The following is a 25,463-nucleotide window of genomic DNA, read 5'->3' as shown; positions in this document are numbered from 1 at the left end:
TCGCCGAGCTCGGCCTTGTGCTCACGCAGCACTTCGCCGAACAGCCGCACCAGTTCGCCACGCCGTGGCGCCGGCACATCACGCCAGCGCAAGAAGGCCCCATGGGCGGCGTCGATACGACGGGTTACCGCCGCTTTGTCTTCCAGGGTAAGCGCTGCGATCTGGCTGCCGTCGATGGGCGTAAAAACAGCATGAGTGCCGCCGTTATATAAACTTTCAGGCACGCCCAAACGGGTAAGTAGTTCAGCAACCATCTTATTATTCTCCTACAGCGGATACGGGTTGAAATCGTTGATGCAGGTCAGTATTAATCTATAGGGCCGCTGCTCACAAACGACCTTTTAGAAGCACATGATTCCGTAACGGAATGACCTCATCTCTTTTTCGCCAGGTTGACCCCGCCCATGTCCAAACGCCTGATGCCCTCCACCACCGCCCTGCAGTGCTTCGAAGCCGCCGCCCGGCACCTGAGTTTTACCCGTGCAGCCCAAGAGCTGCACCTGACCCAGAGCGCGGTGAGCAAGCAGGTCGCGCAGCTTGAAGAGATGCTCTCGCACCCGCTGTTCCAGCGCATCCGCCGGCGCCTGCACCTGACCCCGGCCGGCGCCCTGTACCTGGCCGAGGTGAACAAGATCCTGGTGCAACTGGATATGTCCAGCCGCTACATCCTCAGTTATGGCGGCGAGACCGAAGTGCTGCGCATCGCCACCCAGCCGACCTTCGGCGAGCGTTGGCTGGTGCCTAATCTCAAGGGCTTCGGCGAGCGCCATCCGCGTATTCACCTGGACATCCGCAACGAACTGGAACCCTTCGACCTGGTTCAGGCCAAGGCCGACATCGCCTTCTTTTTCGGCCAGGGCACCTGGCCCGGGGCAACCTGCATCGAGCTGTTCAAGGAGCAGGTGGTGCCGGTGTGCGCCCCGGACCTGCTGGCCCGGCAGCACTTCGACAGTGCCGAATCACTCACCGAACACCGCCTGCTGCAGTGCACCTCGCGGCCCGAGGCCTGGCATGAGTGGTTTCTCGGCCAGGGCCTGCACAGCCAGAACAGCTACCACGGCCCACGCTTCGACACCTTCTACATGTGCATCCGCGCCGCCCAGGCCGGCTGCGGCATCGCCCTTGTCCCGCGTTATCTGGTGGCCGAGGAGCTGGCCGAAGGCAAATTGGCGATCCCCTGGAACCACCCGAAAACCAGCGAGGGCTCGCATTTTATCGCCCACGCCGAACATGCCGCCGAGGTGCCCAAGGTCCGCGCCTTTGTCGAGTGGATCGTTGAGCGCGTGGGCAGTGGCGGGCAAGTTCCGGAATTGAAGGAATGATTGCAATCCTTTATTTCGTTTGCACTGAATAACCGCGGCTCGCTTAGATAATAAGAAACTGCAGCGAGGCCGCGGGCAAATGAGTCACGAAACTATCAGCCAGTCTATTTCCGTAGTTCACCCTATTACACTGTCACACGGTAAAAACGCGGAAGTCTGGGACACCGACGGCAAACGTTATATTGATTTTGTCGGCGGTATTGGCGTGTTGAACCTGGGCCACTGCCACCCGCGAATTGTCGCCGCCATCCAGACGCAGGCCACGCGCCTGACCCACTACGCCTTCAACGCCGCCGGGCATGAGCCCTACATCGAGCTGATGCACCGGCTGGCGCAGTTCGTGCCAGTGTCTTACCCGCTCAGTGGCATGCTCACCAACAGCGGTGCGGAAGCTGCAGAAAACGCCCTGAAGATCGCTCGCGGTGCCACCGGCAAGACTGCGATCATCGCCTTTGACGGCGGCTTTCATGGCCGCACCCTGGCGACCCTCAACCTCAACGGCAAGGTCGCCCCCTACAAGCAGCGCGTCGGCGTGCTGCCGGGGCCGGTGTATCACCTGCCCTTCCCCAGCCAGGACAGCGGGGTGAGCACCGAGCAGGCGCTCGAGGCCATGCAGCGCCTGTTCAGCGTCGAGATCGACGTCAATGACGTGGCCGCCTTCATCTTTGAACCGGTGCAGGGCGAGGCCGGCTTCCTGGCCATGGAACCTGCGTTCGCCCAGGCCCTGCGCAGCTTCTGCGACCAGCACGGGATCCTGCTCATCATCGATGAAATCCAGTCGGGTTTTGGCCGCACCGGCCAGCGCTTCGCCTTCCCGCGCCTGGGCATCGAGCCGGACCTGCTGTTGCTGGCCAAGAGTATTGCCGGCGGCATGCCGCTGGGCGCGGTGGTCGGGCGCAAGGCGCTGGTCGACAACCTGCCCAAAGGCGGCCTGGGCGGTACCTACTCCGGCAACCCAATAGCCTGCGCCGCCGCGCTGGCCACCCTGGATGAAATGAGCGATGCCAACCTGGCAACCTGGGGCGAGCAGCAGGAAGCGACGCTGCTCAGGCGCTTCGAACGCTGGCAGGCCAACAAACTTTCACCTTACCTGGGCCGCCTGACCGGCACCGGCGCCATGCGTGGCATCGAGCTGGTCAACGCCAATGGCAGTCCGGCCACGGCGCAGCTGGCACACCTGCTGGCAGCGGCCAGAAGCGCCGGCCTGCTGCTGATGCCCAGCGGCAAGGCGCGGCACATCATCCGCTTGCTGGCACCGCTGACCATCGAGCCTGAGGTGCTGGAAGAAGGCCTTGATATCCTCGAACGCTGTCTCGGAGAACTGGCTTAACCCTGCAGCGGCCCGGGCCACTGCTCGACACCCGGAAGGTAGTGACGCGCCCTGAAGCCGCCGGCTTTCAGGGCCGTCACCGCATCGCGGGAAAACACGCACCAGGGCCCACGGCAATAGGCGACCACTTCCTGGCTGGCCGGCAGCTCACCCAGGCGCTGCTGCAATTCGCTGAATGGAATATTGATCGCCCCCGGCAAGTGCCCCTGGGCAAATTCCTCGGCCGGGCGCACATCGAGCAGGGTCACGCTGTGCGCCTGCAAACGCTCAAGCAGCTCTTCCCTGCTGATCCCTTCCAGCTGTTCAGGCGCACTCAGGCTATCGCTCATCAGCTCGCGGATCGCCGCACGGTTGAACGCGGCCAATTGCCCGAGCGCCGCCAGCACCTCGGTGATCGGCCCGGCGCTGAGCCGGTAGAGCACGCGCTTGCCATCACGGCGGGTCTGCACGAAGCCGGAGCGACGCAAGTGCTGCAGGTGCTGGGAGGCGTTGGCCACCGACAGCTGGCACTGCTGGGCCAGTTGCTCGACGGCCAGCTCACCGCCCGCCATCTGTTCGAGCAGATTCAGACGATGGGCGTGGCCAAGGGTCCGCGCCAGCTCGGCAATCTGCTGGTGTTGTTGGGTTTTCATATCAGTCATTGACAGCAAGGTAGCATTGGCCAATCATTCAATCAATCTATTGAATGTTATTAAAAGGAGTACGCCATGCTTGAAGGATTGACCCTTGCGATACTGATTGGCGTAACGGCCACCGCCATTGCCGATCTCTGGTCACTGTTCCAGTTGCGCGTGCTGGGCATGGCCGGGCCGAACTGGGGCTTGGTCGGCCGCTGGATTGGCCATATGCCGCGCGGGCAGTTCGCCCATCAGAGCATCGCCAAGGCGCCTGCGCTGGCCAACGAACGGCTGATCGGCTGGAGTGCGCATTACCTAATAGGGGTGATGTTCGCCGCTTTGCTGCTCGCCCTTTGCGGGCTGGAGTGGGCGCAACAGCCACGGTTTATGCCAGCATTTGTGCTTGGCCTGGCGACCGTGGCGGCGCCCTACCTGATCATGCAGCCCGGCATGGGCGCCGGTGTCTTTGCCTCGAAAACCCCCAGGCCGAATGTGGCGCGGGCACGCAGCCTGCTGGCCCATGGGGTGTTTGGCGTGGCCTTGTACCTGGCCGGGTTGTTCTGGGCTGGCGTGCTGTAGCCCAACGGATTACAGGCCCAGTTCTTGCGGAGTAAGCATGTCGCATTCAAAGGCGATCCAGCCGCCTTCCAGCTCGGCATGGCCGTTAACGATCGGGCCGTAGTAGCTCAGGCCGTTATCGAGGGTCACGCAGATGTGCGTCGCCTTGTCCGGAGCGGCCAGGGCACCGACAAAGTGGACCTTCTTCAGCGTCTCGGTAACGGCTTCAAGACCCACCCGAATTGCAACGTTTTCCACCGCTTCAACGTCTGCATGCAGGTCGTCGCTGACGGTTACGGTGGCTGTGTAGTTGTACATGGTCGAACTCCAACGACAATTCTATCGGCGTCTGCTGACGCTCACGGGCGCATAGGGTAATGGAGCGGCCCGGAAAAAGCCCGCGCCTATCGACGAGGCGACGCACGAAGGTACCCTCGGCCCGCCCCGGCTGGTATTGTGCCCCCCCGGTAAAACCTGTCAGAGGAATGACATTGAGTGCTGAACAGAACCTGACCTCGGACATGTTCGAGGTCGACAAGCGCCTGGGGCTCAAGCCCGTGGTGGATTTCAACAACTACCTGCAAAAAGCCTTCGGCGACGGGCCTTGCACCTGTATCCGCTGCCGCACCAGCGGCGGTGACGAAACGGGCTACGAGTACCAGCACACCTTCGTGCTCGACGGCCAGACGCTCAACCGGCGCTTTGCCAACACCGCGGGCAGCGATGTGCTCAATGCACTGAAGAAGGCCTGGCTTTCGTACACCAAGGCCGATCTGCCGGCGCTGGGTGCGCTGGACCTGAGCGCAGTGAAAGGTTTTGTTGAACCGCAGCTGCACAAGCGCCTGCTGCCGTTGTTCCTGGCCAGCGGCCTGGTGCGTGAAATCGACGGGCAGTGGATGCTGCAGGTGCAAGCCGGCGATTGAGTGCTTGGGGCTGCTTGTGCAGCCCATCGCCGGCAAGGCCGACTCCCACAGTTTTGAGCCTGCATAGTGCCTGTGGGAGTTGGCCTGCCCCGCGATGCCCCCTCAGCCACCCACCGCCAGCGCAAACGGCCCCTGCGCCAGTTGCTCACGCAAGAACGCCACGCAACTGCGGACCTTCGCCGAGCTACCCGAACGCGCCGCCGTCACCGCCCAGACATCCGCCGGCTGGTGATAGGCCGGCAACACCCTGACCAGCGCCCCCTCCTGCAAGCTGGCGGCCACGTCCCAGTACGAAGCCATGATGATGCCGTGCCCGTCCATCGCCCATTGGCGGACGATATCGCTGTGGTTGGCGGCCATGGGCCCGGTGACCTTGACCGTTTCCGGCCCGCCCGGGCCGACCAGTCGCCACACGCCAAAGCGGTCGTCGCGGCTGCGAAACAGCAGGCAATCGTGCTGGGCCAGTTCCGCCGGTACCCGCACCGGCCCGCGCCGCGCCAGGTAATCCGGCGATGCCGCCAGCACCCGCTTGTTCTCGGCAATGCGGTGAGCGATAAGGTGTTTCTCCTGCACCTCGCCGACGCGGATGTCGATATCGAAGTTCTCGCCAATCAGGTCGACCCGGCGGTCGAGCAGTTCCAGCCAGATATCCAGGGTCGGGTGACGCTTGCGCAACAGCGACAAGATCGGCGCGATGTGCTCGCGGCCCAGGCGCAGGCTGGTGCTGATACGCAGGGTGCCGCGCGGCTCGCTGTGGGCAGCGGACAACGACTCAAGCATCGACTCGACGTTCTCGAGAATCTTCTGCGCCCAGATGAACGCCGCCTCGCCGTCGCTGGTGATATTCACCCGCCGCGTGGTGCGGTTGAACAGCTTGACCCCCAGCAGGGTCTCGAGGGTGGCAATGCGCTTGCTGACATGCGCCGGCGACAGGCCGATCTCGGTGGCGGCGGCGATGAAGCTTGAGCGGCGCGCCACTTCGCAGAACAACTGCAGGTCGCGCAGCAGCGGTTCATTATTCGCTAATAGCGCATTCTGATTCTTCATCTGGCCCGATTATCTCCTGGGAGTTTTTTATTAGCCTCTCACAAAACCGCTGCCGCGGTCCGCATAACAATAACGAGAGCGCCATGAACAAACTTCGCATTGCCGTTGCCGGTGCCGGCCTGATTGGCCACAGGCATATCGAACTGATCCAGGCCAGCGCCGAGTGCGAACTGGCCGCCCTGATCGACCCGGCCCCGGCCGCCGCCGAGCTGGCAGCCAGCCACGGCGTTGCCCTCTACCCTTCACTTGAGCAACTGTTTGCCGAGCAGCGCCCGGACGGGGTGATCCTCGCTACGCCCAATCACCTGCATGTCGAAGGCGCCCTGGCCTGCGTCGACCACGGCGTTGCCGCGCTGATCGAAAAACCCGTGGCCCACACCCTGGAGGAAGGCAAGCGCCTGCTGGCGATCGCCGAGCAAACGGGTGCGCGGCTGCTGGTCGGCCATCACCGTGCCCACAGCGCGATCCTCGCCAAGGCCCGCGAGGTAATCGCCGAAGGCTTGCTCGGCAACCTGGTAGCGGTGATGGGCAGCGCGCTGTTCTACAAGCCCGACGACTATTTCGACGCCGCGCCCTGGCGCCGGCAGCTCGGCGGCGGGCCGGTGCTGATCAACATGATCCACGAGATCGGCAACCTGCGTTCGCTGTGCGGCGAGATCGTCGCCGTGCAGGCCCAGGCTTCCAGCGCCACCCGTGGCTTTGCCGTGGAAGACAGCGTCGCCATCAGCCTGCGCTTTGCCAACGGCGCCCTCGGCACCTTCATGCTCTGCGACACCGCCGCCTGCGCCCGCAGCTGGGAGCAGACCGCGCGGGAGAACCTCGATTACCCCAGCTACGCCGACGAAGACTGCTACGTGATCTGCGGCACCCAGGGCACGCTGTCGATCCCGACCATGCGCCTGAAGTACTACGAGCAATCTGCCGAGCGCTCATGGTGGAAACCCTTCAGCACCGCCGTGGCGCCGCTGCAGAGCGCCGACCCGCTGGCCCGCCAGCTGGCGCATTTCTGCCAGGTGGTTCGTGGCGAACAAGCGCCGCTGGTGAGCGTGCGCGACGGCCTGCGCAACCTGCAGATCGTCGAAGCCATCAGCAGCGCCGCACGCAGCGGGCAGATCGTCGACACCGACAGCCTCTGAAGCCTTTTATCCAGTCCTACCGCTCCATAACAACAACAAACGGAGACAGACAGATGGCCAACCATCCCCAAGGGCTGCATGCAGCCCGGCAAACCAAGAAAGCCACGGCCAGCGGCTGGGTCGGCTCGGCGCTCGAGTACTACGACTTCTTCATTTATGCCCAGGCTGCGGCGCTGATTTTCCCGCAGATCTTCTTCCCTTCCAGCGACCCGAAACTGGCCATCGTCGCCTCCCTGGCCACCTACGGCGTCGGCTACCTGGCGCGCCCGGTCGGCGCCTTCGTGCTCGGCCACTGGGGCGATACCCGCGGGCGCAAGCATGTGTTGCTGCTGTGCATGCTGTTGATGGGCCTGGCCACCTTCGCCGTCGGCCTGCTGCCGACCTACAACCAGATCGGCTACTGGGCGCCAGTGCTATTGGTGGTGCTGCGCCTGGTCCAGGGCTTTGCCGTGGCCGGGGAAATCGCCGGTGCCAGCTCGATGATCCTCGAACATGCGCCGCCCGGTCGTCGTGGCTTTTACGCAAGCTTCACCCTGCAGGGCGTGCAGGCCGGCCAGGTGCTGGCGGCGGCAATCTTCCTGCCGCTGGCCTATTTCATGCCCGAAGAGGCCTTCAACAGCTGGGGCTGGCGCATCCCCTTCCTGCTCAGTGCCGCCGTGCTGCTGGCAGCATTCATCATCCGCCGCGAGGTCGAGGAGCCGGCGGCGTTCACCCAGAAAGTCGCCAAGGTGGTGCGCCAGCGCTCGCCCATCGGTGAAGCCTTCAAGCACAGCTGGCGCGGCATGCTGGTAGTACTCGGGGTGTCGCTGATGAACGTGATCCCGGTGGTGACCACCGTGTTCGGCGCCGCCTATGCGGTACAGCCGGCCTACGGCGTGGGTTTTGACAAGAGCGTGTACCTGTGGATCCCGGTGGTCGGCAACATCGTCGCAGTGCTGGTGATCCCCTTTGTCGGCAACCTCTCCGACCGAATCGGCCGCCGCCCGCTGATCATCGGCAGCGCCATCGGCTGCGGGTTGATGTCGTTCCTTTACCTCTATGCCATCAGCCTGCACAACCTGCCGCTGGCGTTTGCCGCCTCGCTGCTGATGTGGGGGATGATCTACCAGGGCTATAACGCCATCTTCCCAAGCTTCTTCCCCGAGCAGTTCCAGACCCATTACCGGGTCTCGGCCATGGCCGTGGCGCAGAACATCGGCTACATGATCACCGCCTTGCTGCCGGCGCTGTTCACCGCCGTGGCGCCGCCGGGCTCCGACAACGTGCCGCTGCTGATCGGCGCCATCACCTGCCTGGTCACCGCGCTGTCGGCCATCGCCGCCTGGAGCGCCCCGGAAACCTACCGCACGCCCATCGACCAGCTCGGCAAGGCCGACGCGGTAAGCCTGGACAAACCCACCTACGACGCCCTGCGCGCCAACGCCCTGACTGGAAACCAGCCATGAATACCCTGCTCGTGCTCAACGGCCCCAACCTGAACATGCTCGGCCTGCGCCAACCCGAAGTCTACGGCCGCGAAACCCTGGCCGATGTCGAAAACCTCTGCCAGCAGGCCGCCCGGCGCCTGGAACTGAAACTTGAGTTCCAGCAGACCAACCACGAAGGCCAACTGATCGACTGGATTCACCAGGCCCGTGGCCGGGTCGCCGGAGTCGTCATCAACCCCGGCGCCTGGACCCACACCTCGGTGGCAATTCACGACGCTTTGATTGCCGCCGAGGTACCGGTGATCGAGGTGCACATCTCCAACGTCCACCGCCGCGAAGCCTTCCGCCACCACTCCTATGTGTCGCTGGTGGCCAAGGCGGTACTGGCCGGTTTCGGCACTCACGGCTATGTGCTGGCGATCGAACATTTTGCCCGCGAACTCAAGCACGCCAACGGAGGCGCCCAATGAAAACCATGGCCAACCCACAACAACGACTGCGCCTGGGCTTTGTCGGCGGCGGCCTGGAGTCGTCGATCGGTTCGACTCACCGTTACGCGGCGTCCCTGGACGGCCATTACCAGCTGGTCGCCGGGGTCTTCGCCCGCGACCCCGAGCGCAACCTGGCCGCAGCCCAGGCCTATGGCGTGGCGCCAGAGCGCGCCTATGCCGATTTTGAAGCCATGGCCAGGGCCGAAGCCGCCCGCGCAGACGGCATCCAGGTGGTGGCGATCATGGCGCCCAATGCCGTGCACGTACCGGCCAGCCTTGCGTTTCTCAAGCACGGTATCGACGTCATCTGCGACAAGCCGCTGGCGGCGAACCTTGCCCAGGCCAATGCCTGCTCGATCAGGTTCGCCAAGGCCCGGCCCTGCACCTGCTGACCCACAACTACAGCGGCTACCCGTTGATTCGCGAAGCCCGCGAACTGATCGCCCAGGGTGCGATCGGCGAGGTGCGCCTGGTGCAGGTCGAGCACGCCAGCGCCTTCGGCACCCACCCGCTGGAGCAGCAAGGGGTCAAGGCCCTGGCCTGGCGCACCGACCCCAGCCAGGCCGGCGCTTCGTCGGTACTGGCCGATGTCGGCGTGCATGCCCACCAACTGCTGCGCTTTGTAACAGGCCAGGAGGTCAGCCAGGTCTCGGCCGAGCTCAGCACCCTGGTGCCGGGCCGCGCCTCGGACGACAACGCCCACGTCAAACTGCGCCTGAGCGGCGGCGGCCGAGGCCTGCTATGGGCAAGCTTCGTCGCTGCCGGCCAGCGCCATGGCTTGCAGATCCGGATCTTTGGCTCAAGCGGCTCGCTGTACTGGCACCAGGAACAACCCGAGCGCCTCGAACTGCGCCACCAGGACCAGCCGCACCAGGTGCTGCGCCGGGGTGAAAGCTGGCTCAGCGATGCCGCCAGACAAGCCACGCGAATCAAGGCCGGCCAGCCCGAAGGCCTGCTCGAAGCCTTCGCCAACATCTACAGCGACGCCGCCGAACTGATCAGGGCCCGCCGCGAACAGCGCGCCCCGGCGCCCTTGGCACGCCTGTGCCCGACCGCTGAAGACGGCCTGCGCGGCATGGCATTTATCGAGGCGTGTGTGCAGTCGGATCGCCAGGAGGGGCGCTGGATCGAAGTCAGTTGAGCGCGCACTCGCGCAACCACTCAATCATCACCCGCAAACGCAGCGGTAACCTTTCCTGCGGCGGATGCACCAGGTAGTAACCCTGCCCCGCCGTCTGGCTGAAGCCCCCCAGGGGCAGGATCAACGCGCCCTGGTCCAGCAACGGTTGCACCAGGCGCTGGCGACCGATGGCCACGCCGGCATGGTGGCTGGCGGCGGCGCTGCACAGGTCGGAGCGGTCGAAGGTCAGGTGGCGGGCGGGCAGGTGCTGGCCTACGCCCTGCTCGCCGGCCCAGCGTTGCCACTCGGCGTCGAAGGCGGCATGTTCCCAGGCCAGGGCATCGTGCAGCAAGGTGCACTGGGCCAGGCGGCCGGGGTGGTCGATCAGGCCGTGGCGCTCGGCATACTGCGGGCTGCACACCGGGGCGACGCGCTCATCCATCAACAGCTGGCTGGCCAGCCCGGGAAACTCGCCATGGCCATACAGCAAGGCCAGGTCCACCGGGCGGGTGCGAAAATCCACCGGATCGTTGCCGGTGCGGATGTCCAGGCTGAGCTGCGGATAACGCTGCTGGAAATCCGCCAGGCGCGGCACCAGCCAGTGCTGGGCCAGCGATGGCCGTACATACAGGCTCAAGGCACCGCTGACTTCTTCAGTCGACGGTTGCAGGGCTTCTTGCAGTTGCGCTTCCAAGCCTTGCAGCACCTGATAGAGGCGCTCGCCTTCAGCAGTCAGGCGAATGCGCCGGGTCAGGCGTTCGAACAGGCGCAACGCCAGGGCTTGCTCCAGGCGGGCGATGCGATGGCTGACGGCGCTGGCAGTCAGGCACAGCTCTTGCGCGGCCTGACTGAAGCTCAGGTGCCGGGCAACCGCGACAAAGGTGTGCAGGTTGGCGAACTGGGCACAGCTCTTGCGGCTGCCAAGGCGATCGGGCAGGTTGAGCATGGTCAGTTACCGGCAAGTTCTGCGCGGCCCCTGGCCAGGTAGCGGTCCATCTCCTCGCGCGGCACCATGCTGCCGCCGGTGCCCCACACCAGGTGGGTGGCGCGGGCCATGCGCGCCTCACTCAAGCCCAGGCGCTGACGGTAGCCCTGCTGCTCCTGCAGCACAGTGCACATGCCCGCGAGCCCGGCCAGCGCTGACGGCTCGAGTTCGATGCCCTCACACGCCTGCATCTGCGCCAGCTGGCGGTACAGGGTGGCGTCGCTGACGGTGTAGTAGCCATCGACCAGGCGCTGCAACGAACGGCCGACAAAACCCGAGGGCCGGCCCACCGCCAGGCCGTCGGCGGCGGTCTGGTTGTCGATGCCGAAGTCGTACACCGACACCGCGTCGTGCAGGCCGGTGTACACGCCTAGGAACATGCACGGCGAGTGGGTCGGCTCGGCGAACAGGCAATGTACTGCGTCGCCAAAGATCTGCTTGAGGCCAAAGGCCACGCCGCCAGGCCCCCCGCCGACGCCGCAAGGCAGGTAGACGAACAGCGGGTGCTCGGCATCCACCACGATGCCCTGTTCCGCCAACTGGCGCTGCAGGCGCTCGGCGGCCACGGCGTAACCGAGGAACAGGTTCAGCGAGTTTTCATCATCGACGAAGTGACAGTGCGCATCGCCCTCGGCCTCCTTACGGCCCTGCTCCACCGCCACGCTGTAGTCGGCGCTGTACTCGCGCACCTCGACGCCGCAGGCGCGCAGGCGCTCCTTTTTCCACTGGCGGGCATCGGCAGACATGTGCACGGTGGCCTTGAAACCCAGGCGCGCGCTGATGATGCCGATCGACAAGCCCAGGTTGCCGGTGGAGCCGACCGCCACGCTGTACTGGCCGAAGAACGCCCGGGCGGCATCGCTGTCGAGCCTGGCGTAGCTGTCGCCCGGTTGCAGCAGGCCACCTTTGAGGGCCAGATCTTCGGCATGCTTGAGCACTTCATAGATGCCGCCGCGGGCCTTGATCGAACCGGAAATCGGCAGCAGGTTGTCGGCCTTGAGCCACAGCGCGCCGTTCACTGGCAATTGCTGCTCGGCGCACAGCACCGCCTGCAACGCGTGTAGCGCCACCAACGGCGATTCGATGATGCCGGCGCTGGCCGAGGTTTCGGGGAACGCCGAGGCGATGAACGGGGCAAAGCGTTCGAGCCGCGCGCTGGCCTCACGGATATCCGCGGCGGTCAGCGCCACGTCAGCGAGGGCTTCGGCGCTCGGCGCCAGGGCCGGGTTGAACCAGCAGGTCGGGCGCAGCGCCACCAGATCTGCGATCAGCGGATGACTTTGGCACCAGGCAGTAACGGATTTTTCCAGCGGCATCGGGCGGCTCCATGAGGCGAATGCAGCGATTAAGCGACAGCCCCGGGCGCTTTACAACCGATGCCTGCTCAGCCCATGGATGAACCTGCTTCAGCCATGGGCTGGCGTGCAAGCCGGCGCACTTCTGCTACCGTGGGAATACCCTCTTCCTCCGCATCACACACAGGTGACCCCTCATGGCGCGCACCACCCCCATCGAGCTGTACCGCAACATCGGCATCGTCGCCCATGTTGACGCCGGCAAAACCACCACCACCGAACGCATCCTGTTTTACACCGGGGTCAACCACAAGATGGGCGAGGTGCACGACGGCGCCGCGACCATGGACTGGATGGCCCAGGAGCAAGAGCGCGGCATCACCATCACTTCGGCGGCGACCACGGCGTTCTGGCAGGGCTCGACCAAGCAGTTCCCCGACAAGTACCGTTTCAACATCATCGACACCCCCGGCCACGTCGACTTCACCATCGAGGTCGAGCGCTCGCTGCGCGTGCTTGACGGCGCGGTGGTGGTGTTCAGCGGCGCCGACGGCGTCGAGCCGCAATCGGAAACGGTCTGGCGCCAGGCCAACAAGTACCATGTGCCGCGTCTGGCCTACGTCAACAAAATGGACCGCCAGGGCGCGGACTTTCTGCGCGTGGTCAAGCAGATCGACCAGCGCCTGGGCCACCACCCGGTGCCGATCCAGCTGTCGATCGGCGCCGAGGAACATTTCGCCGGGCAGATTGACCTGGTGAAGATGAAGGCCATCTACTGGAACGACGACGACCAGGGCACCAGCTACCGCGAAGCAGAGATTCCCGCCGACATGCTCGCGCTTGCCAACGAATGGCGCGCGCACATGGTCGAGGCCGCCGCCGAGGCCAACGACGAGTTCATGGAGCTGTACCTCAACGGCCAGGAGCTGAGCAACGAGCAGATCAAGGCCGGCCTGCGCCAGCGCACCCTGGCCAACCAGATCGTCCCGGCGATCTGCGGCTCGTCGTTCAAGAACAAGGGCGTGCCGCTGATGCTCGACGCGGTCATCGACTACCTGCCGGCGCCCTCGGAAATCCCGGCGATCAACGGCACCGACCCGGACCACGAAGACAAGCACCTGGAACGCCATGCCGACGACAACGAACCGTTCTCGGCGCTGGCGTTCAAGATCGCCACCGACCCCTTCGTCGGCACCCTGACCTTCGCCCGGGTCTACTCCGGCGTGCTCAGCTCCGGCAATGCCGTGCTCAATTCGGTCAAGGGCAAGAAGGAGCGGATCGGGCGCATGGTGCAGATGCACGCCAACCAGCGCGCCGAGATCAAGGACGTGTGCGCCGGCGACATCGCCGCGCTGATCGGCATGAAGGACGTCACCACCGGCGACACCCTCTGTGACATCAACCAGCCGATCATCCTCGAGCGCATGGACTTCCCCGACCCGGTGATCTCGGTGGCGGTCGAGCCGAAAACCAAGGCCGACCAGGAGAAAATGGGCATCGCCCTGAGCAAGCTGGCCCAGGAAGACCCGTCGTTTCGCGTGCGCACCGACGAAGAGACGGCGCAGACGATCATCTCCGGCATGGGCGAGTTGCACCTGGACATCATCGTCGACCGCATGCGCCGCGAGTTCGGCGTCGAGGCCAATATCGGCAAGCCGCAGGTGGCCTACCGCGAGAAGATCCGCAATACCTGCGAGATCGAAGGCAAGTTCGTTCGCCAGTCCGGCGGTCGCGGCCAGTACGGCCACTGCTGGATCCGCTTCGCCCCGGGCGATGAAGGCAAGGAGGGCCTGGAGTTCGTCAACGAAGTGGTCGGCGGCGTGGTGCCGCGTGAATACATCCCGGCGATCCAGAAAGGTATCGAAGAACAAATGCAAAACGGCGTGCTCGCCGGTTATCCGCTGATCGGCCTCAAGGCCACGGTGTTCGACGGCTCGTACCACGACGTCGACTCCAACGAGATGGCCTTCAAGGTCGCCGCCTCCATGGCCACCAAACAGCTGAAGGATAAAGGCGGTGCAGTACTGCTGGAGCCGGTGATGAAAGTCGAAGTGGTGACCCCCGAAGAATACCAGGGCGACATCATGGGCGACCTCAGCCGGCGCCGCGGGATGATCCAGGAAGGCGGCGAGACCCCGGCGGGCAAGGTAGTGCGCGCGGAAGTGCCGCTGGGCGAGATGTTCGGCTACTCCACACAGATGCGCTCGATGACCCAGGGCCGCGCCAGCTACACCATGGAGTTCACCAAGTACGCCGAGGCGCCGGCGAGCATCAGTGACGCGATTATCAAGAAACAGGGCTGATACGGCGACCGCTTCACGGTCGATCGCCGGCAAGGCCGGCTCCCACAGGATAGCGGCGCACTCGAATCCTGTGGGAGCCGGCCTTGCCGGCGATGGGGTGCGTAGCAGCCCCTCCTCGAACAAAAGCCGATTGAACTCCCACCCCTGCCGCCCTATCCCAATGCTTAGGACCCGCCCAAAAGCCGCAGGACACCGCCATGGCCAAGCCGTTGCAGGAGTACGCGCGCAAGCGCAATTTCGACGCTACCCCGGAGCCCGCAGGCCATCAACGCAGCGGCAAAAAAGCCGCCCACGCCCTGCAGTACTGCATCCAGAAACACGACGCCAGCCACCTGCACTATGACTTTCGCCTGGAGCTGGACGGCACCCTGAAAAGCTGGGCCATCCCCAAGGGCCCGTCGCTGGACCCCAAGGTCCGGCGCCTGGCCGTGCACGTCGAAGACCACCCGCTGGACTACGCCAGTTTCGAAGGTAACATCCCCGAAGGCCATTACGGCGCCGGTGATGTAATCGTCTGGGACCGTGGCGTGTGGATCCCCGAGGAAGATCCGCACAAGGCCTATGCCAAGGGCAAGCTGCGCTTTCGCCTGCAGGGCGAAAAGCTTTCGGGCATCTGGAACCTGTTTCGCACCCACCTGGCCGGCAAGCAGGAGCAGTGGCTGCTGATCAAGTCTGACGATGCCCAGGCGCGCCCGCAGGCCGACTACGACATTCTCGACGCCGAGCCAGACAGCGTGCTTAGCGAACGCACGCTGATTGCGCGCTCAACCAAGGCCGCGAGCAAATCCACCAGCAAGGCCAAACCTGCGAGCAAAAACGAACTCAGCGGCGCAAAAAAAGCCGCCCTGCCCGCCTCGCTCAAGCCGCAGCTGGCCACCCTGGTAGAAACGCCGCCTGAAGGCGACTGGCGTTACGAAGTCAAATTCGACGGTTACCGCATCCTCGCCCGTATCGATGGTGACGATGTGCGCCTGTTCACCCGCAATGGCCATGACTGGACCGCCAAGCTGCCCCGGCAAGCCAAGGCCCTGGCGAAGCTCGGCCTGCACTCGGCCTGGCTCGATGGCGAGATGGTGGTGGCCAATGAGCAAGGCGTGGCGGATTTCCAGGCCCTGCAGAATGCCTTCGACCAGCAACGCGACGAGCAGATCCTCTATTACCTGTTCGATGTGCCCTACCTCAACGGCATGGACCTGCGCCAATGCCCGCTGGAGCAACGGCGTGCGGCGCTGGCGAAGGTGCTGGAAAAGGCCGATGAAAAGCGCCTGCGCTTTTCCGCCGACTTTGACCAGAGCGTCGAATCGCTGCTCGACAGCGCCTGCAAAATGCAGATGGAAGGCCTGATCGGCAAACGCCTGGGCAGCAGCTACCTGAACCGGCGCAGCAGCGACTGGATCAAGCTCAAGTGCAAGCAGCGCCAGGAGTTCGTCATCGTCGGCTTTACCGAGCCCAAGGGCTCGCGCGAGGCCTTCGGCGCGCTGCTGCTGGCCCTGCATGATGACCGCGGCGAGCTGCGCTATGCCGGCAAGGTCGGCACCGGGTTCAACAGCGCGACCCTGGCCCATATTCACCAGCGCCTCAAACCCCTCGAAGTGGCCAGGCCGCAGTTCGCCAAGCCACCCAGCGGCGCCGAGGCCAGGGGTGTGCACTGGCTCAAGCCAACACTGCTGGCCGAGGTCGCCTATGCGCAGATGACCCGCGACGGCGTGGTCCGCCATTCGGTGTTCCACGGCCTGCGCGACGATAAACCGGCCAAGGCCATTGGCCTGGAGCAACCCGTGAAAACCCCGGCGAGCAAAACGTCCAACCTGCACCTGACCCACCCCGACCGCGTCATCGACGCCAGCACCGGCATCACCAAGCGCCAGGTCGCCGAATACTATGCCCAGGTCGCCGAGTGGATCCTGCCGCACCTCAAGCGCCGCCCGGTGGCGCTGGTGCGCGCACCCGATGGCCTGGCCGGCGAGCTGTTCTTCCAGAAGAACGCCGCGCAATTGAACATCCCGGGCCTTGAGAGCCACGCCAAGGCCGAAGCCGGCCAGGCGCTGATGATCATCGACCAGGCCCGGACCCTGCTCGGCGCGGTGCAGATGAACACCCTCGAGCTGCACACCTGGAACGCCACCGCCAAGGATTTCGACAGGCCCGACCGCTTGATCCTCGACCTCGACCCGGACCCGGCGCTGCCGTGGAAGGCCATGCTCGAAGCCACCCAGCTGACCCTGGCGCTGCTCGACGAACTGGGCCTGCAGTCATTCCTCAAGACCAGCGGCGGCAAGGGCATGCACATTGTCGTGCCGCTGACCCGGCGCGCCGGCTGGGACGAGGTCAAAGGCTTCAGCCAGGCCATGGTCCAGCACCTGGCCGGGCTGTTCCCCGAGCGCCTGTCGGCGGTGTCCGGGCCGAAGAACCGGGTCGGGCGGATCTTTATCGACTACCTGCGCAACGGTAAAGGCGCGACCACGGTTTGTGCCTATTCGATCCGCGCCCGCGAAGGGCTGCCGGTGTCGGTGCCGATTCGCCGTGAAGAGCTGACCGAGCTTAAAGGCGCGAACCAGTGGAACCTGCTCAACCTCGGCGAACGCCTGGCCGCAGGCGATGACCCTTGGGCCGGGTATGGCCAGGTACGCCAGTCGATCAGCAAGGAACTGCGCCGGCGCATGGGGGTTGAGTCATGAACCACCTGGAGCTGTTACAGACCTTCGCCCGTCGCCCGCAGGCGCTGACCCTCGACCGCCAGTTGCAACGCTGCCTGGAACAATGCCGGGAGACCGGTCTCGACCAACTGCCGCTGCCCGGCCATGGCCGCACCCTGCAGCGTTGGCAGGTATTGGCCCAAGTCGCCGGGGCTGATCTGGCCCTGGCCAAGCTGTTCGAGGGCCACACCGACGCCCTGGCGATCATCCATGAGTGCGGCGCCAGCCATCTGGACCCGGCGGGCAGTTGGGGGGTATGGGCAGCCGAGCCGGCCAATGCGCGGGTGCGTATCGTCCGTCGCACCGGCAACGACGTGCACCTGCAAGGCCGCAAGGCCTGGTGCTCCGGCGCCCTGCAGATCGACCGGGCGCTGCTCACCGCCTGGGACGAACAAGACCGTCCGCAACTGGTGGCGGTGGCCTTGAATCAACCGGCGCTGCGCATCTTCAATGACGGCTGGCAGGCGGTCGGCATGGCCATTACCGCCAGCGTCGATGTCGAGTTCAACGACTGCCCGGCGCACCTGGTCGGCAGCAGCGGCCAGTACCTGTCGCGACCGGGCTTCTGGCACGGTGGCGCTGGCATCGCCGCCTGCTGGTACGGCGCGGCGCAAACCCTGGGCGAGTTTTTGCTCGAACATTGCCGCAGTCATGAAGACGCCCACGCCCAGGCGCATCTGGGTGCAGTCGACGCTGCGCTTGCCGGTGCCCGGGCGGCCTTGCATGAAACCGCGGCGTGGATCGACGGCCATCCCGGCAGCGATGCCGAGCTGAGCGTCCGGCGCCTGCGCGCGCAGGTCGAAAACGCCGCGCTGTGTGTGCTCGATCACGTCGGCCGGGCCCTGGGCGCGACGCCGTTCTGTCGCGACAGCCAGTTTGCCCGGCTCAGCGCCGACCTGCCGGTGTTCCTGCGCCAGAGTCATGCCGAGCGCGACCTGGCCGAGCTGGGCCGGCAAGTGCGTGCAACCCCCGAGGGAGGCTGGCGGCTATGACCCTGCAACCACCGCAGAACCCGATCCAGGCGCCGGGCACACCGCTGGCGCACTGGCAAGCGTCGGCGATCCTGCAGTCGGTGCCGGCAATTACCCATGACCAGTTGGTGCCTGGTGGCAGGCGCCTGGTAGTGGTCGCCCCGCACCCGGACGACGAAGTGCTCGGCTGCGGCGGCGTGCTGGCTGGCATGCGCGGCCGTGAACACGAGTTGCTGCTGGTCTCGGTCAGCGACGGAGAGGCCAGCCACCCCGATTCGCGCCACTGGACCAGCGAACGCCTACGCCAGCAACGCCCACGGGAAAGCGCCGATGCCCTGCGCCGTCTCGGGCTGGACCTGACCCGCCTGAGCTGGCTGCGCCTGGGCCTGGCCGACAGCGCCGTGGCCAACCATGAACGCTGGCTGGCCGAACGCCTGGTGCAGCTACTGCGCGCCAGCGACCGGGTGCTGACCACCTGGCGCCTGGACGGCCACTGCGACCATGAAGCAGTAGGCCGCGCTTGCGCCCGCGCCTGCGACACTGTCGGCGCGCGCTTGATCGAAGTGCCAATCTGGGCCTGGCACTGGGCCCGCCCCAGCGACCCGCGGCTGCCCTGGCAGCGCGCCCACAAGCTGTTTCTCGACCGCGCGGTGCTGGCCCTCAAGCAACAGGCCATCGCCGCCCATACCAGCCAGTTGCTGGCCGACGAGCTGACCCCGCCGGTACTCGACCGCGAAGCGTTGGCGCGGCTGCAGCAACCTTTCGAACTGGTGTTCACATGAGCGTCTCGGCCAGCTACTTCGAGCAGCTGTTCGCGCACAGCGACGACCCCTGGGCCTTTCGCACCCGCTGGTACGAAAAACGCAAGCGCGAGCTGCTGCTGGCCAGCCTGCCGCGCCAGTACTACGGCCGGGTGTTCGAGCCGGCCTGCGCCAATGGCGAGCTCAGCGCCGCCCTCGCCGAGCGCTGCGAAAGCCTTTTGTGCCAGGACCTCAACGCCACCGCCGTGCAACTGGCCGGCGAACGCCTGCGGCCATGGCCCAACGCCGAGGTTACCCAAGGCTGCCTGCCCGGCGACTGGCCGGCCGGCGAGTTCGAGCTGATCGTGCTCAGCGAGATCGGCTACTACCTGGACCCCGGCCAGTGGCTGGAAGTACTGGAGCGCGCCACCGCCAGCCTGAGCGCCGACGGTGCTCTGCTGCTGTGCCACTGGCTGCACCCGATCGACGGCTGCCCGCAAACCGGCCACCAGGTCCATGAACTGTTGGCCGAGCGCTTGCCGTTGTACCGCAGCCTGCGCCACGAAGAGACCGACTTTGTTCTTGAATACTGGTGCGTCCAGCCTTATGCCATCGACCTTGACGAGCCCTGCCTATGATTGCCGTGATTGTCCCCGCGCATAACGAAGAACAACTGCTCGGCCGCTGCCTGCGCGCCCTTGGCCGTGCCGCCCGGGCGCTAACGGCGCGGGGCGAAGAGGTGCAGACGGTGGTGGTACTGGACGCCTGCAGCGATGCCAGCGAGGCCGTCGCCCGCGCCCATGGCGTGGAAGTGCTCAAGGTCCAGGCGCGTAATGTCGGCCAGGCGCGCCGCGCCGGTGCGGCGTTGATGCTCGAGCGTGGCGCACGCTGGCTGGCCTTCACCGATGCCGACAGCTGCGTCCCGGCCGACTGGCTGTTATGCCAACTGGCCTTTGCTGCCGATGCGGTGTGCGGCACGGTGCATGTCGACACCTGGCAAGCCCACCAGGATGCGGCGCTGCGCGAACGCTACCTGGCCCATTACCAGGCCCGCGAAGGCCACCGGCACATACACGGCGCCAACCTCGGCATCTGCGCCCGCGCCTACGAAAAGGTCGGGGGGTTCCAGCCATTGCCGCTGCACGAGGATGTGCAACTGGTCAACGACCTGCAGCAAAGCGGCGCACATATCGTCTGGACCGCGCGCAACAGCGTGTCGACCAGCAGCCGCAAGGACTGCCGGGTGCGCGGCGGCTTCGGGGACTTTCTCAACAACCTGAGTGATCCGGCCCGGGCGTAGCCAGCCAGGCCTTGATGAAGTCGATCCAGGCGCGGACCTTGCGCGGTACGTGGCGGCTGGACGGATACAGGGCATACACGCTTTGCGGCGCAAAACCATAGCCGGGCAGCCCATCGAGCAACTGCCCGCTGGCCAGCTCATCGGCCACCAGCCAGTCCGGCAGCAGCGCCACGCCTGCGCCCTGCACGGCAAAGGCACGCAGGATCGAGGCGTTGTCGGCGATCAGCAATGGCGTGCCCTGAGGGACATACTCCGAACTGCGCGCCTTGCTGTCGACCAGCGCCCAGCGGTTGTTCTGCTCGAAACGGCTGTGCACCAGTTGCGGCAGCTGAGCCAGGCGCGCGGGTGAGTTGATCAACTGCTCGCCGTGGGCAGCCAGCAGGCCGGGCGCCAGCACCAGGCGCACCTGGTAGCTCGCCAGGCATACGCCACGGTAATCGGAGTCGTGTGCCTGGCCCAGGCGGATGGCGACATCGAAGCGCTCGCGCACCAGGTCGACCTGAGCGGTGTGGGTTTCCAGACGCACGCTCAGCTCAGGGTGCAAACGGCAGAACGCTTGCAGTGCCGGGGCGAGCACCTTCAGCCCGTACTCGACCGTGGTGGTAATCCGCAGGCTGCCCTGCAAGCCGGCGTGCTCGGCGCGCGCTTCGTCGATGGCGATGCGGGCATCTTCGACCAACAACAGGCAACGCTGGTAAAAGCGCTCGCCGGCATCGGTCAAGGCGATGCGGCGGGTGGTGCGGGTCAGCAGGGTGACGCCCAATTCAGCTTCCAGTTGCTTGATGCTGAAGCTGACCGCAGCGCGGGTTTGCTGCAAGCGCTCGGCGGCGCCGGTGAAGGAGCCTGCCTGCACCACGGCGCAAAACAGTTCGAAACGGTCGAGGCTGACCATGCGTGTGGGTTCGCCATTGTCAAAATAATTCGACCAATCTGCCGGGTTTACGCACCTTATTCAAGCGCCAACAAGCCACTAGACTGCGCCTTTCTCCAGCCCTTCGAAGCACTCATGCCCTATCGCACGAAAGTCACCCTGGTCTATCTGCTGGGTTTCACCCTCGACCTGCTCAACATGTTTGCCCTCAACGCCGCTTATCCAGCCCTGGGCCAGGAACTGCACGCCTCGGTGGCGCAACTGAGCTGGAGCAGCAACCTGTACATGCTCGGCCTGACCCTGGTGATCCCGCTGGGCACCTGGCTGGCCACGCGGCTGGGTGAACGGCAAACGCTAATGCTGTCGCTGGCGCTGTTCGGCCTGGGCTCGGCGCTGGCAGGCAGTGCCGGCTCGATCGACAGCCTGCTGGTCTGGCGCCTGCTGCAAGGCCTGGGTGGCGGCCTGTTGATTCCGGTGGGCCAGGCCATGGCCTATCGGTTGTATGCGCCCGAGCAGCGCCACCACCTGACCTCACTGGTGATGATGGTCGCCTTGCTGGTCCCGGCGTTGTCGCCGGCACTGGGCGGGGTGGTAGTCGATCAGGGCTCGTGGCGCTGGATCTTCTTTGCCATGCTGCCGCTGACCTTGATCACCGTCGTCCTGGTGCTGGCCTGGTTACCGGCGAATCGGCCGTTGCCTGCGCCCCAGCCGATGCTCGACCTGCGCCTGCTCGGCCAACCGCTGCTGCGCACGGCGATGCTTATCTACCTGTGCGTGCCAGGCGTGTTCATCGGTGCCAACCTGGTGGCCGCCCTGTACCTGCAGCAGCGCCTTGGGCTCAGCGCCACGGCCACCGGCGCCCTGATGCTGCCCTGGTCAGTGGGCGCCCTGGCGGCGATCGCCTGGGTGCGCTGGCGCTTCAACCTGAGCGGCCCCAAGCGCCTGCTGATTGCCGGGATGCTGATCCAGTGCGCCGCCCTGCTGTGGCTGGCCCTGCCCTCGGTTGCCGGGCACCAGGCCTGGCTGGCGCTGATCTTCGCCCTGCTCGGCATGGGCAGCAGCCTGTGCAGCAGCAGCGCGCAAAGCCTGGCGTTCCTGGCCATTGCGCCTGCGCAAATGGGCCAGGCCAGCGCCTTGTGGAACCTCAACCGCCAGCTGAGCTTCTGCCTCGGCGTCGCCGTGCTCGGCGCCGTGCTTAACCGGTTGCTGCCCGATGACCAGGCGTTCCGGCACACCTTCATCCTCGCCGCGCTGCTGACCCTGATTCCGCTACCGCTGGTGCTGAAACTGCCCGGGGCTCGCGGCCTGGGGCTGACTACCACTCCTACTTGAGATGTGCCCATGACCCATCCCGCTTTCAAGGAAGTTCTCGACGCCCACGTAGCCATCGAACAATGGCTGTCCGGCGCAGCCCACGCCACAGAGCTGGACGCATTGATGGCGCGCTTCAGCGCGCAGTTCTCGATGATCAACCTGCCCGGCAAAATCGTCGATTATCAGGGCTTGCAGCAACTGTTCGCCCACGCCCACGGGCAGCGCGCCGGGCTGCAAATCAGCATCGATGAACTGCAAGTGATTGGCGAAGGGCCAAGCCTTTGCGTGGTCAGTTATCGCGAATGGCAGGTCGATGACGCCGGCAATCGCTCGGTGCGCCGCTCGACCGCGGTGTTCGAGCGCCACGATGGCGCCCTGCGCTGGCGCCATCTGCATGAAACCACCGTGGCCGGCTGATCAGGCCTTCTTGCGCGGCTTGCTGCCGGCAGGCTTTTTCGCCGCTGGCGCGGCTTTCTTCGCCGCCGGTTTGCGCCCGCCCAGGCTGCGTTTGAGCAGCTCGGTAAGGTCGATGATATCGGCGCTTTTCTGTTCACCTTCGCCTTCCAGCGGCTCGACCGTAGCGATCTTGCCCTGGCTGGCCTTCTCCTCGACCAGGCTCATGATGGTGTCTTTGAAGTCGTTGCGGTAGTCCCCGGGCGTCCAGTGCCCGCTCATGTCCTCGACCAGGCGTCTGGCCATTTGCAGCTCACGCTTATCGATGCTCGAATCGCGCACGCTGGCGTCCAGTTCCAGGCTGTCGAGGCCGCGCACTTCCTCGGGCCAGCGCAGGGTGATCATCACCATCGCGTCCTCCAGCGGGCGCAGCAGCGCCAGGTGCTGCTGGGTGTGCAGCACCACCTTGGCCAGGGCCACCTTGCCGGTGCTCTCAAGGGTTTCGCGCAGCAAGGCATAGACTTTGCCACCACGCCGGTCGGGGCTCAGGTAATACGGGGTGTCGAACTGCTGCAGGGGGATTTCGTTGCTGTCGACGAACGAGAAGATATCGATGGTCTGGGTCGCCTCGGGGCGGGCCTTGCGGATCTCCTCCTCGCTGATCACCACGTACTGACCTTTCTGGTATTGCACGCCCTTGACGATGTGCTCGCGGGCGATCTCCTTGCCGGTGACTTTGTTCACCCGCTTGTAGCCCACCGGTTCCATGCTGCGCTCATCGAGCCAGTCAAAATCGACCCGGTCGCTGCTGATCGCGGTACTCAACGACACCGGAATGTGCACCAGGCCGAAGCTGATGGCACCTTTCCAGATGGCTCTGGCCATGACGTTCTCCCAGGGGTATTTGAAGGGCCCTTTGTCAGTCTGACTGCGCCGGTCGGTGAAGGTTTGCTGCAACTGCGCCGATCCGCTGCTGCGCAGCATTGAAGCTGAACTCTGGCGCCGGCAGCCTTTCGTAAAACTAACAGCCGTCCGTTTGTTCACACCCACGGAGATACCGCTCATGAGCCCGTTCCTGCGTCCCACCCGCCTCGCCCTGGGCCTGTGCGCCCTGCTCAGCATCGGCGCCCAGGCTGCCAGCAACAATGCCTTTGTCGACGAAGCCATCAGTGCCGGCATGGCAGAAATCCAGACCAGCCAGCTGGCCCTGGAAAAAACCCGCTCGCCCGAGATAAAGGCGTTTGCCCAGCAGATGATCAAGGATCACACTAAAGCCAATCAGCACCTGCTTGATCTGGCCAGACAACATGACTTCAGCGTCCCGGACGACGCTGCCCTGGCCAGCAAGGCGCGCAAGATGATGCTGCAGGTGCAGGACGGCGCGTCGTTCGATGCGGCCTATGCCACTCATCAGGTCGACGCCCATGAACAGGCGGTGCGCCTGTTCGACGAAGAAAGCCGGTCGACCTCCGACCCGGACGACCTGCGCACCTTTGCCAAGACCACGTTGCCGACCCTCAAGCATCACCTGCAAATGGCCAAGCAACTGCAGAACGCACACCGCAAGAACTGAAGGAGAGCCCTGGAATGAGAAAGGTCAGCCCGGCCAGCCCGACCAGCCTGCAGATCGACTTTGTCCAGGACACTCTGTTCGGCCCGGTGGCCCACAGCGCCGAATGTGAAGTGCAACTGGCGCCATTGAACATCAATGGCCTGCCCGGCCTGCGCCTGCAGGTACGCGCGCCGGTACCGGCCAAGCTTGAGCGTTCACACAGCGTGGCGTTTGTCTGGGAGGGCCGCACTTATCGCGGGATCGTCCAGTATCACCGGCGCTGTGATGACGGCGGCTTGCAGTTGCAGCTGGAGCTGCAGTAACCCGGCTCCCACAACAGCGGTGTATACACCGGGCCTTGGGCTGGGTGGTTCAAATAAATGAAACCCCGACGCCGGCCAGACCTCCATAGAACAGGGAGAAGTGTTTCCCACCCTGCTTACCGGAGGTCACCATGAGTACCCATCTGGTTCAACTCTTCACCCACCCCGATGACGCCTGGATGGAAATCCGCCAGGAAGAAGAACTGCACCCGCGCCACTACCTGCCGCACCTGCTGCTGATGGCGCTGATTCCCGCCCTGTGCCTGTTCATTGGTACTACCAGTATTGGCTGGAGCCTGGCCGGCACCGAGCGGGTTCGCCTGAGCGTGGCCAGCGCCGCCGAGCTTGGGGTGCTGCTGTATGCCGCCTGCGTGGTCGGGGTGATGATCATGGGCGGGTTCATTCGCTGGATGTCGCGCACCTTCGATGCCCGCCCCAGCCTCAACCAGTGCATCGGTTTTGCCGCCTACACCGCCACGCCGTACTTCGTCGCCGGTGTCGCCGGGCTCTACCCCGGGCGCTGGCTGGCGTTGATCGTGCTGGGTGCGGCGTCGGCCTATGCGACCTTCCTGCTGTACGTCGGCCTGCCGACCTTCCTGCGCCTGCGCAAGGAAGACGGCCTGCTGTATTCGACCAGTGTCTGGGCGGTGGGGCTGCTGGTGCTGGTGACCATCCTGGTGTCGATGATCCTGTTCTGGTTCAACGTCCTCAGCCCTGAATACCTGCGCCCGGCCAGCCTTGGCTGACTG

Annotated in this window: 28 protein-coding genes; 20 read left to right on the top strand and 8 right to left on the bottom strand. The window is 65.1% G+C overall.

Annotated features, from left to right (window positions below; genetic code table 11):
* The coding region (locus UB48_RS11005) for an aldehyde dehydrogenase family protein (RefSeq protein ID WP_045196845.1) at window positions 1-254 on the bottom strand (254 nt) is incomplete at its 3' end.
* Between the two features lie 150 nt (window positions 255-404).
* Here UB48_RS11005 and UB48_RS11000 point away from each other — a divergent pair.
* Both UB48_RS11000 and UB48_RS10995 read left to right on the top strand, forming a co-directional pair.
* Window positions 405-1,322 carry a LysR substrate-binding domain-containing protein gene (locus tag UB48_RS11000; protein WP_045196844.1) on the top strand — a complete coding sequence of 306 codons (918 nt, stop codon included), beginning with the start codon at window positions 405-407 and terminating at the stop codon, window positions 1,320-1,322.
* A gap of 79 nt (window positions 1,323-1,401) precedes the next feature.
* The gene (locus tag UB48_RS10995) at window positions 1,402-2,652 is read left to right on the top strand and encodes an aspartate aminotransferase family protein (RefSeq protein WP_045196843.1); all 1,251 of its coding nucleotides are present in this window, start codon (window positions 1,402-1,404) and stop codon (window positions 2,650-2,652) included.
* Here UB48_RS10995 and UB48_RS10990 read toward each other — a convergent pair.
* Window positions 2,649-3,284, bottom strand: coding sequence for a metalloregulator ArsR/SmtB family transcription factor (locus UB48_RS10990; protein WP_052676512.1), 636 nt, complete (start codon window positions 3,282-3,284; stop codon window positions 2,649-2,651). The genes UB48_RS10995 and UB48_RS10990 overlap by 4 nt on opposite strands.
* Window positions 3,285-3,359: 75 nt before the next feature.
* Here UB48_RS10990 and UB48_RS10985 point away from each other — a divergent pair, with 75 nt between their 5' ends.
* Window positions 3,360-3,848: a DUF2938 domain-containing protein gene (locus UB48_RS10985; protein ID WP_045196839.1), complete on the top strand. Its 489-nt coding sequence runs from the start codon at window positions 3,360-3,362 to the stop codon at window positions 3,846-3,848.
* 9 nt (window positions 3,849-3,857) lie between these two features.
* Here the strand turns inward: UB48_RS10985 and UB48_RS10980 are convergent, their stop codons facing one another.
* On the bottom strand, window positions 3,858-4,145 hold the full coding sequence (locus tag UB48_RS10980; protein ID WP_045196837.1) for a hypothetical protein: 288 nt from the start codon (window positions 4,143-4,145) through the stop codon (window positions 3,858-3,860).
* 173 nt (window positions 4,146-4,318) lie between these two features.
* Here UB48_RS10980 and UB48_RS10975 point away from each other — a divergent pair, with 173 nt between their 5' ends.
* Window positions 4,319-4,750 (top strand): hypothetical protein, encoded by a 432-nt coding sequence (locus UB48_RS10975; protein ID WP_045196835.1) that lies wholly within the window; start codon window positions 4,319-4,321, stop codon window positions 4,748-4,750.
* Between the two features lie 102 nt (window positions 4,751-4,852).
* On the opposite strand, the gene UB48_RS10970 is transcribed toward UB48_RS10975, so the two are convergent.
* Entirely contained in the window at window positions 4,853-5,797 is a 945-nt protein-coding gene (locus UB48_RS10970) for a LysR family transcriptional regulator (protein WP_045196831.1), read from the bottom strand.
* A gap of 83 nt (window positions 5,798-5,880) precedes the next feature.
* On the opposite strand from UB48_RS10970, the gene UB48_RS10965 reads away from it, so the two are divergent.
* Genes UB48_RS10965 through UB48_RS28185 form a run of 5 tightly spaced genes read left to right on the top strand, consistent with a single transcriptional unit; the run spans window position 5,881 to window position 9,992 of the window.
* A complete protein-coding gene (locus UB48_RS10965; RefSeq protein WP_045196830.1) occupies window positions 5,881-6,933 on the top strand; it encodes a Gfo/Idh/MocA family protein in 1,053 nt (350 codons plus the stop codon).
* A gap of 53 nt (window positions 6,934-6,986) precedes the next feature.
* Window positions 6,987-8,378: an MFS transporter gene (locus UB48_RS10960; protein ID WP_045196828.1), complete on the top strand. Its 1,392-nt coding sequence runs from the start codon at window positions 6,987-6,989 to the stop codon at window positions 8,376-8,378.
* Window positions 8,375-8,830, top strand: coding sequence for a type II 3-dehydroquinate dehydratase (aroQ, locus tag UB48_RS10955; RefSeq protein WP_045196826.1), 456 nt, complete (start codon window positions 8,375-8,377; stop codon window positions 8,828-8,830). The genes UB48_RS10960 and aroQ overlap by 4 nt, the downstream gene beginning before the upstream one ends.
* Window positions 8,827-9,243 carry a Gfo/Idh/MocA family oxidoreductase gene (locus tag UB48_RS28190; protein ID WP_275559528.1) on the top strand — a complete coding sequence of 139 codons (417 nt, stop codon included), beginning with the start codon at window positions 8,827-8,829 and terminating at the stop codon, window positions 9,241-9,243. Before aroQ ends, UB48_RS28190 begins: the two co-directional genes overlap by 4 nt.
* A 23-nt stretch (window positions 9,244-9,266) precedes the next feature.
* Window positions 9,267-9,992 carry a Gfo/Idh/MocA family protein gene (locus UB48_RS28185; protein ID WP_275559527.1) on the top strand — a complete coding sequence of 242 codons (726 nt, stop codon included), beginning with the start codon at window positions 9,267-9,269 and terminating at the stop codon, window positions 9,990-9,992.
* Here UB48_RS28185 and dsdC read toward each other — a convergent pair.
* Together dsdC and dsdA are read right to left on the bottom strand one after the other, a co-directional pair.
* Window positions 9,985-10,917, bottom strand: a complete 933-nt coding sequence (dsdC, locus tag UB48_RS10945) for a DNA-binding transcriptional regulator DsdC (protein ID WP_045196824.1) — start codon at window positions 10,915-10,917, stop codon at window positions 9,985-9,987. The genes UB48_RS28185 and dsdC overlap by 8 nt on opposite strands.
* A 2-nt stretch (window positions 10,918-10,919) precedes the next feature.
* Window positions 10,920-12,272, bottom strand: coding sequence for a D-serine ammonia-lyase (gene dsdA, locus UB48_RS10940; RefSeq protein ID WP_045196821.1), 1,353 nt, complete (start codon window positions 12,270-12,272; stop codon window positions 10,920-10,922).
* A gap of 176 nt (window positions 12,273-12,448) precedes the next feature.
* Between dsdA and fusA the strand changes: the two genes are divergently transcribed.
* The 6 genes from fusA (at window position 12,449) to UB48_RS10910 (ending at window position 20,261) form a co-directional block, all read left to right on the top strand.
* A complete protein-coding gene (gene fusA / locus UB48_RS10935; protein ID WP_045196819.1) occupies window positions 12,449-14,554 on the top strand; it encodes an elongation factor G in 2,106 nt (701 codons plus the stop codon).
* A gap of 197 nt (window positions 14,555-14,751) precedes the next feature.
* Complete coding sequence (gene ligD / locus UB48_RS10930) at window positions 14,752-17,232, top strand: DNA ligase D (protein WP_045196817.1); 2,481 nt, start codon at window positions 14,752-14,754, stop codon at window positions 17,230-17,232.
* Entirely contained in the window at window positions 17,229-18,242 is a 1,014-nt protein-coding gene (locus tag UB48_RS10925; protein WP_045196815.1) for an acyl-CoA dehydrogenase family protein, read from the top strand. Before ligD ends, UB48_RS10925 begins: the two co-directional genes overlap by 4 nt.
* Window positions 18,239-19,003, top strand: a complete 765-nt coding sequence (locus tag UB48_RS10920) for a PIG-L deacetylase family protein (RefSeq protein WP_045196813.1) — start codon at window positions 18,239-18,241, stop codon at window positions 19,001-19,003. The genes UB48_RS10925 and UB48_RS10920 overlap by 4 nt, the downstream gene beginning before the upstream one ends.
* Entirely contained in the window at window positions 19,000-19,599 is a 600-nt protein-coding gene (locus UB48_RS10915) for a bifunctional 2-polyprenyl-6-hydroxyphenol methylase/3-demethylubiquinol 3-O-methyltransferase UbiG (protein WP_045196811.1), read from the top strand. The genes UB48_RS10920 and UB48_RS10915 overlap by 4 nt, the downstream gene beginning before the upstream one ends.
* Entirely contained in the window at window positions 19,596-20,261 is a 666-nt protein-coding gene (locus UB48_RS10910; RefSeq protein ID WP_045196809.1) for a glycosyltransferase family 2 protein, read from the top strand. Before UB48_RS10915 ends, UB48_RS10910 begins: the two co-directional genes overlap by 4 nt.
* On the opposite strand, the gene UB48_RS10905 is transcribed toward UB48_RS10910, so the two are convergent.
* Window positions 20,230-21,153 (bottom strand): LysR family transcriptional regulator, encoded by a 924-nt coding sequence (locus UB48_RS10905; RefSeq protein WP_045196807.1) that lies wholly within the window; start codon window positions 21,151-21,153, stop codon window positions 20,230-20,232. The genes UB48_RS10910 and UB48_RS10905 overlap by 32 nt on opposite strands.
* Window positions 21,154-21,267: 114 nt before the next feature.
* Here UB48_RS10905 and UB48_RS10900 point away from each other — a divergent pair, with 114 nt between their 5' ends.
* Entirely contained in the window at window positions 21,268-22,464 is a 1,197-nt protein-coding gene (locus tag UB48_RS10900) for an MFS transporter (protein WP_045196804.1), read from the top strand.
* A 9-nt stretch (window positions 22,465-22,473) separates the two neighbouring features.
* Window positions 22,474-22,863, top strand: coding sequence for a nuclear transport factor 2 family protein (locus UB48_RS10895; protein ID WP_045196803.1), 390 nt, complete (start codon window positions 22,474-22,476; stop codon window positions 22,861-22,863).
* On the opposite strand, the gene UB48_RS10890 is transcribed toward UB48_RS10895, so the two are convergent.
* On the bottom strand, window positions 22,864-23,724 hold the full coding sequence (locus tag UB48_RS10890) for a Ku protein (protein WP_045196857.1): 861 nt from the start codon (window positions 23,722-23,724) through the stop codon (window positions 22,864-22,866). It lies immediately after the preceding gene.
* A 178-nt stretch (window positions 23,725-23,902) separates the two neighbouring features.
* On the opposite strand from UB48_RS10890, the gene UB48_RS10885 reads away from it, so the two are divergent.
* The 3 genes from UB48_RS10885 (at window position 23,903) to UB48_RS10875 (ending at window position 25,460) form a co-directional block, all read left to right on the top strand.
* Window positions 23,903-24,412, top strand: coding sequence for a DUF4142 domain-containing protein (locus UB48_RS10885; protein ID WP_045196802.1), 510 nt, complete (start codon window positions 23,903-23,905; stop codon window positions 24,410-24,412).
* Window positions 24,413-24,426: 14 nt separating this feature from the next.
* Window positions 24,427-24,714 carry a hypothetical protein gene (locus UB48_RS10880; RefSeq protein WP_045196801.1) on the top strand — a complete coding sequence of 96 codons (288 nt, stop codon included), beginning with the start codon at window positions 24,427-24,429 and terminating at the stop codon, window positions 24,712-24,714.
* A 131-nt stretch (window positions 24,715-24,845) separates the two neighbouring features.
* Complete coding sequence (locus tag UB48_RS10875) at window positions 24,846-25,460, top strand: Yip1 family protein (RefSeq protein ID WP_045196799.1); 615 nt, start codon at window positions 24,846-24,848, stop codon at window positions 25,458-25,460.
* Window positions 25,461-25,463: the final 3 nt, after the last annotated feature.

Source organism: Pseudomonas sp. 2(2015), from assembly GCF_000955865.1.
GTDB lineage: Bacteria > Pseudomonadota > Gammaproteobacteria > Pseudomonadales > Pseudomonadaceae > Aquipseudomonas.
This window is presented reverse-complemented; position numbering and strand designations above follow the sequence as displayed.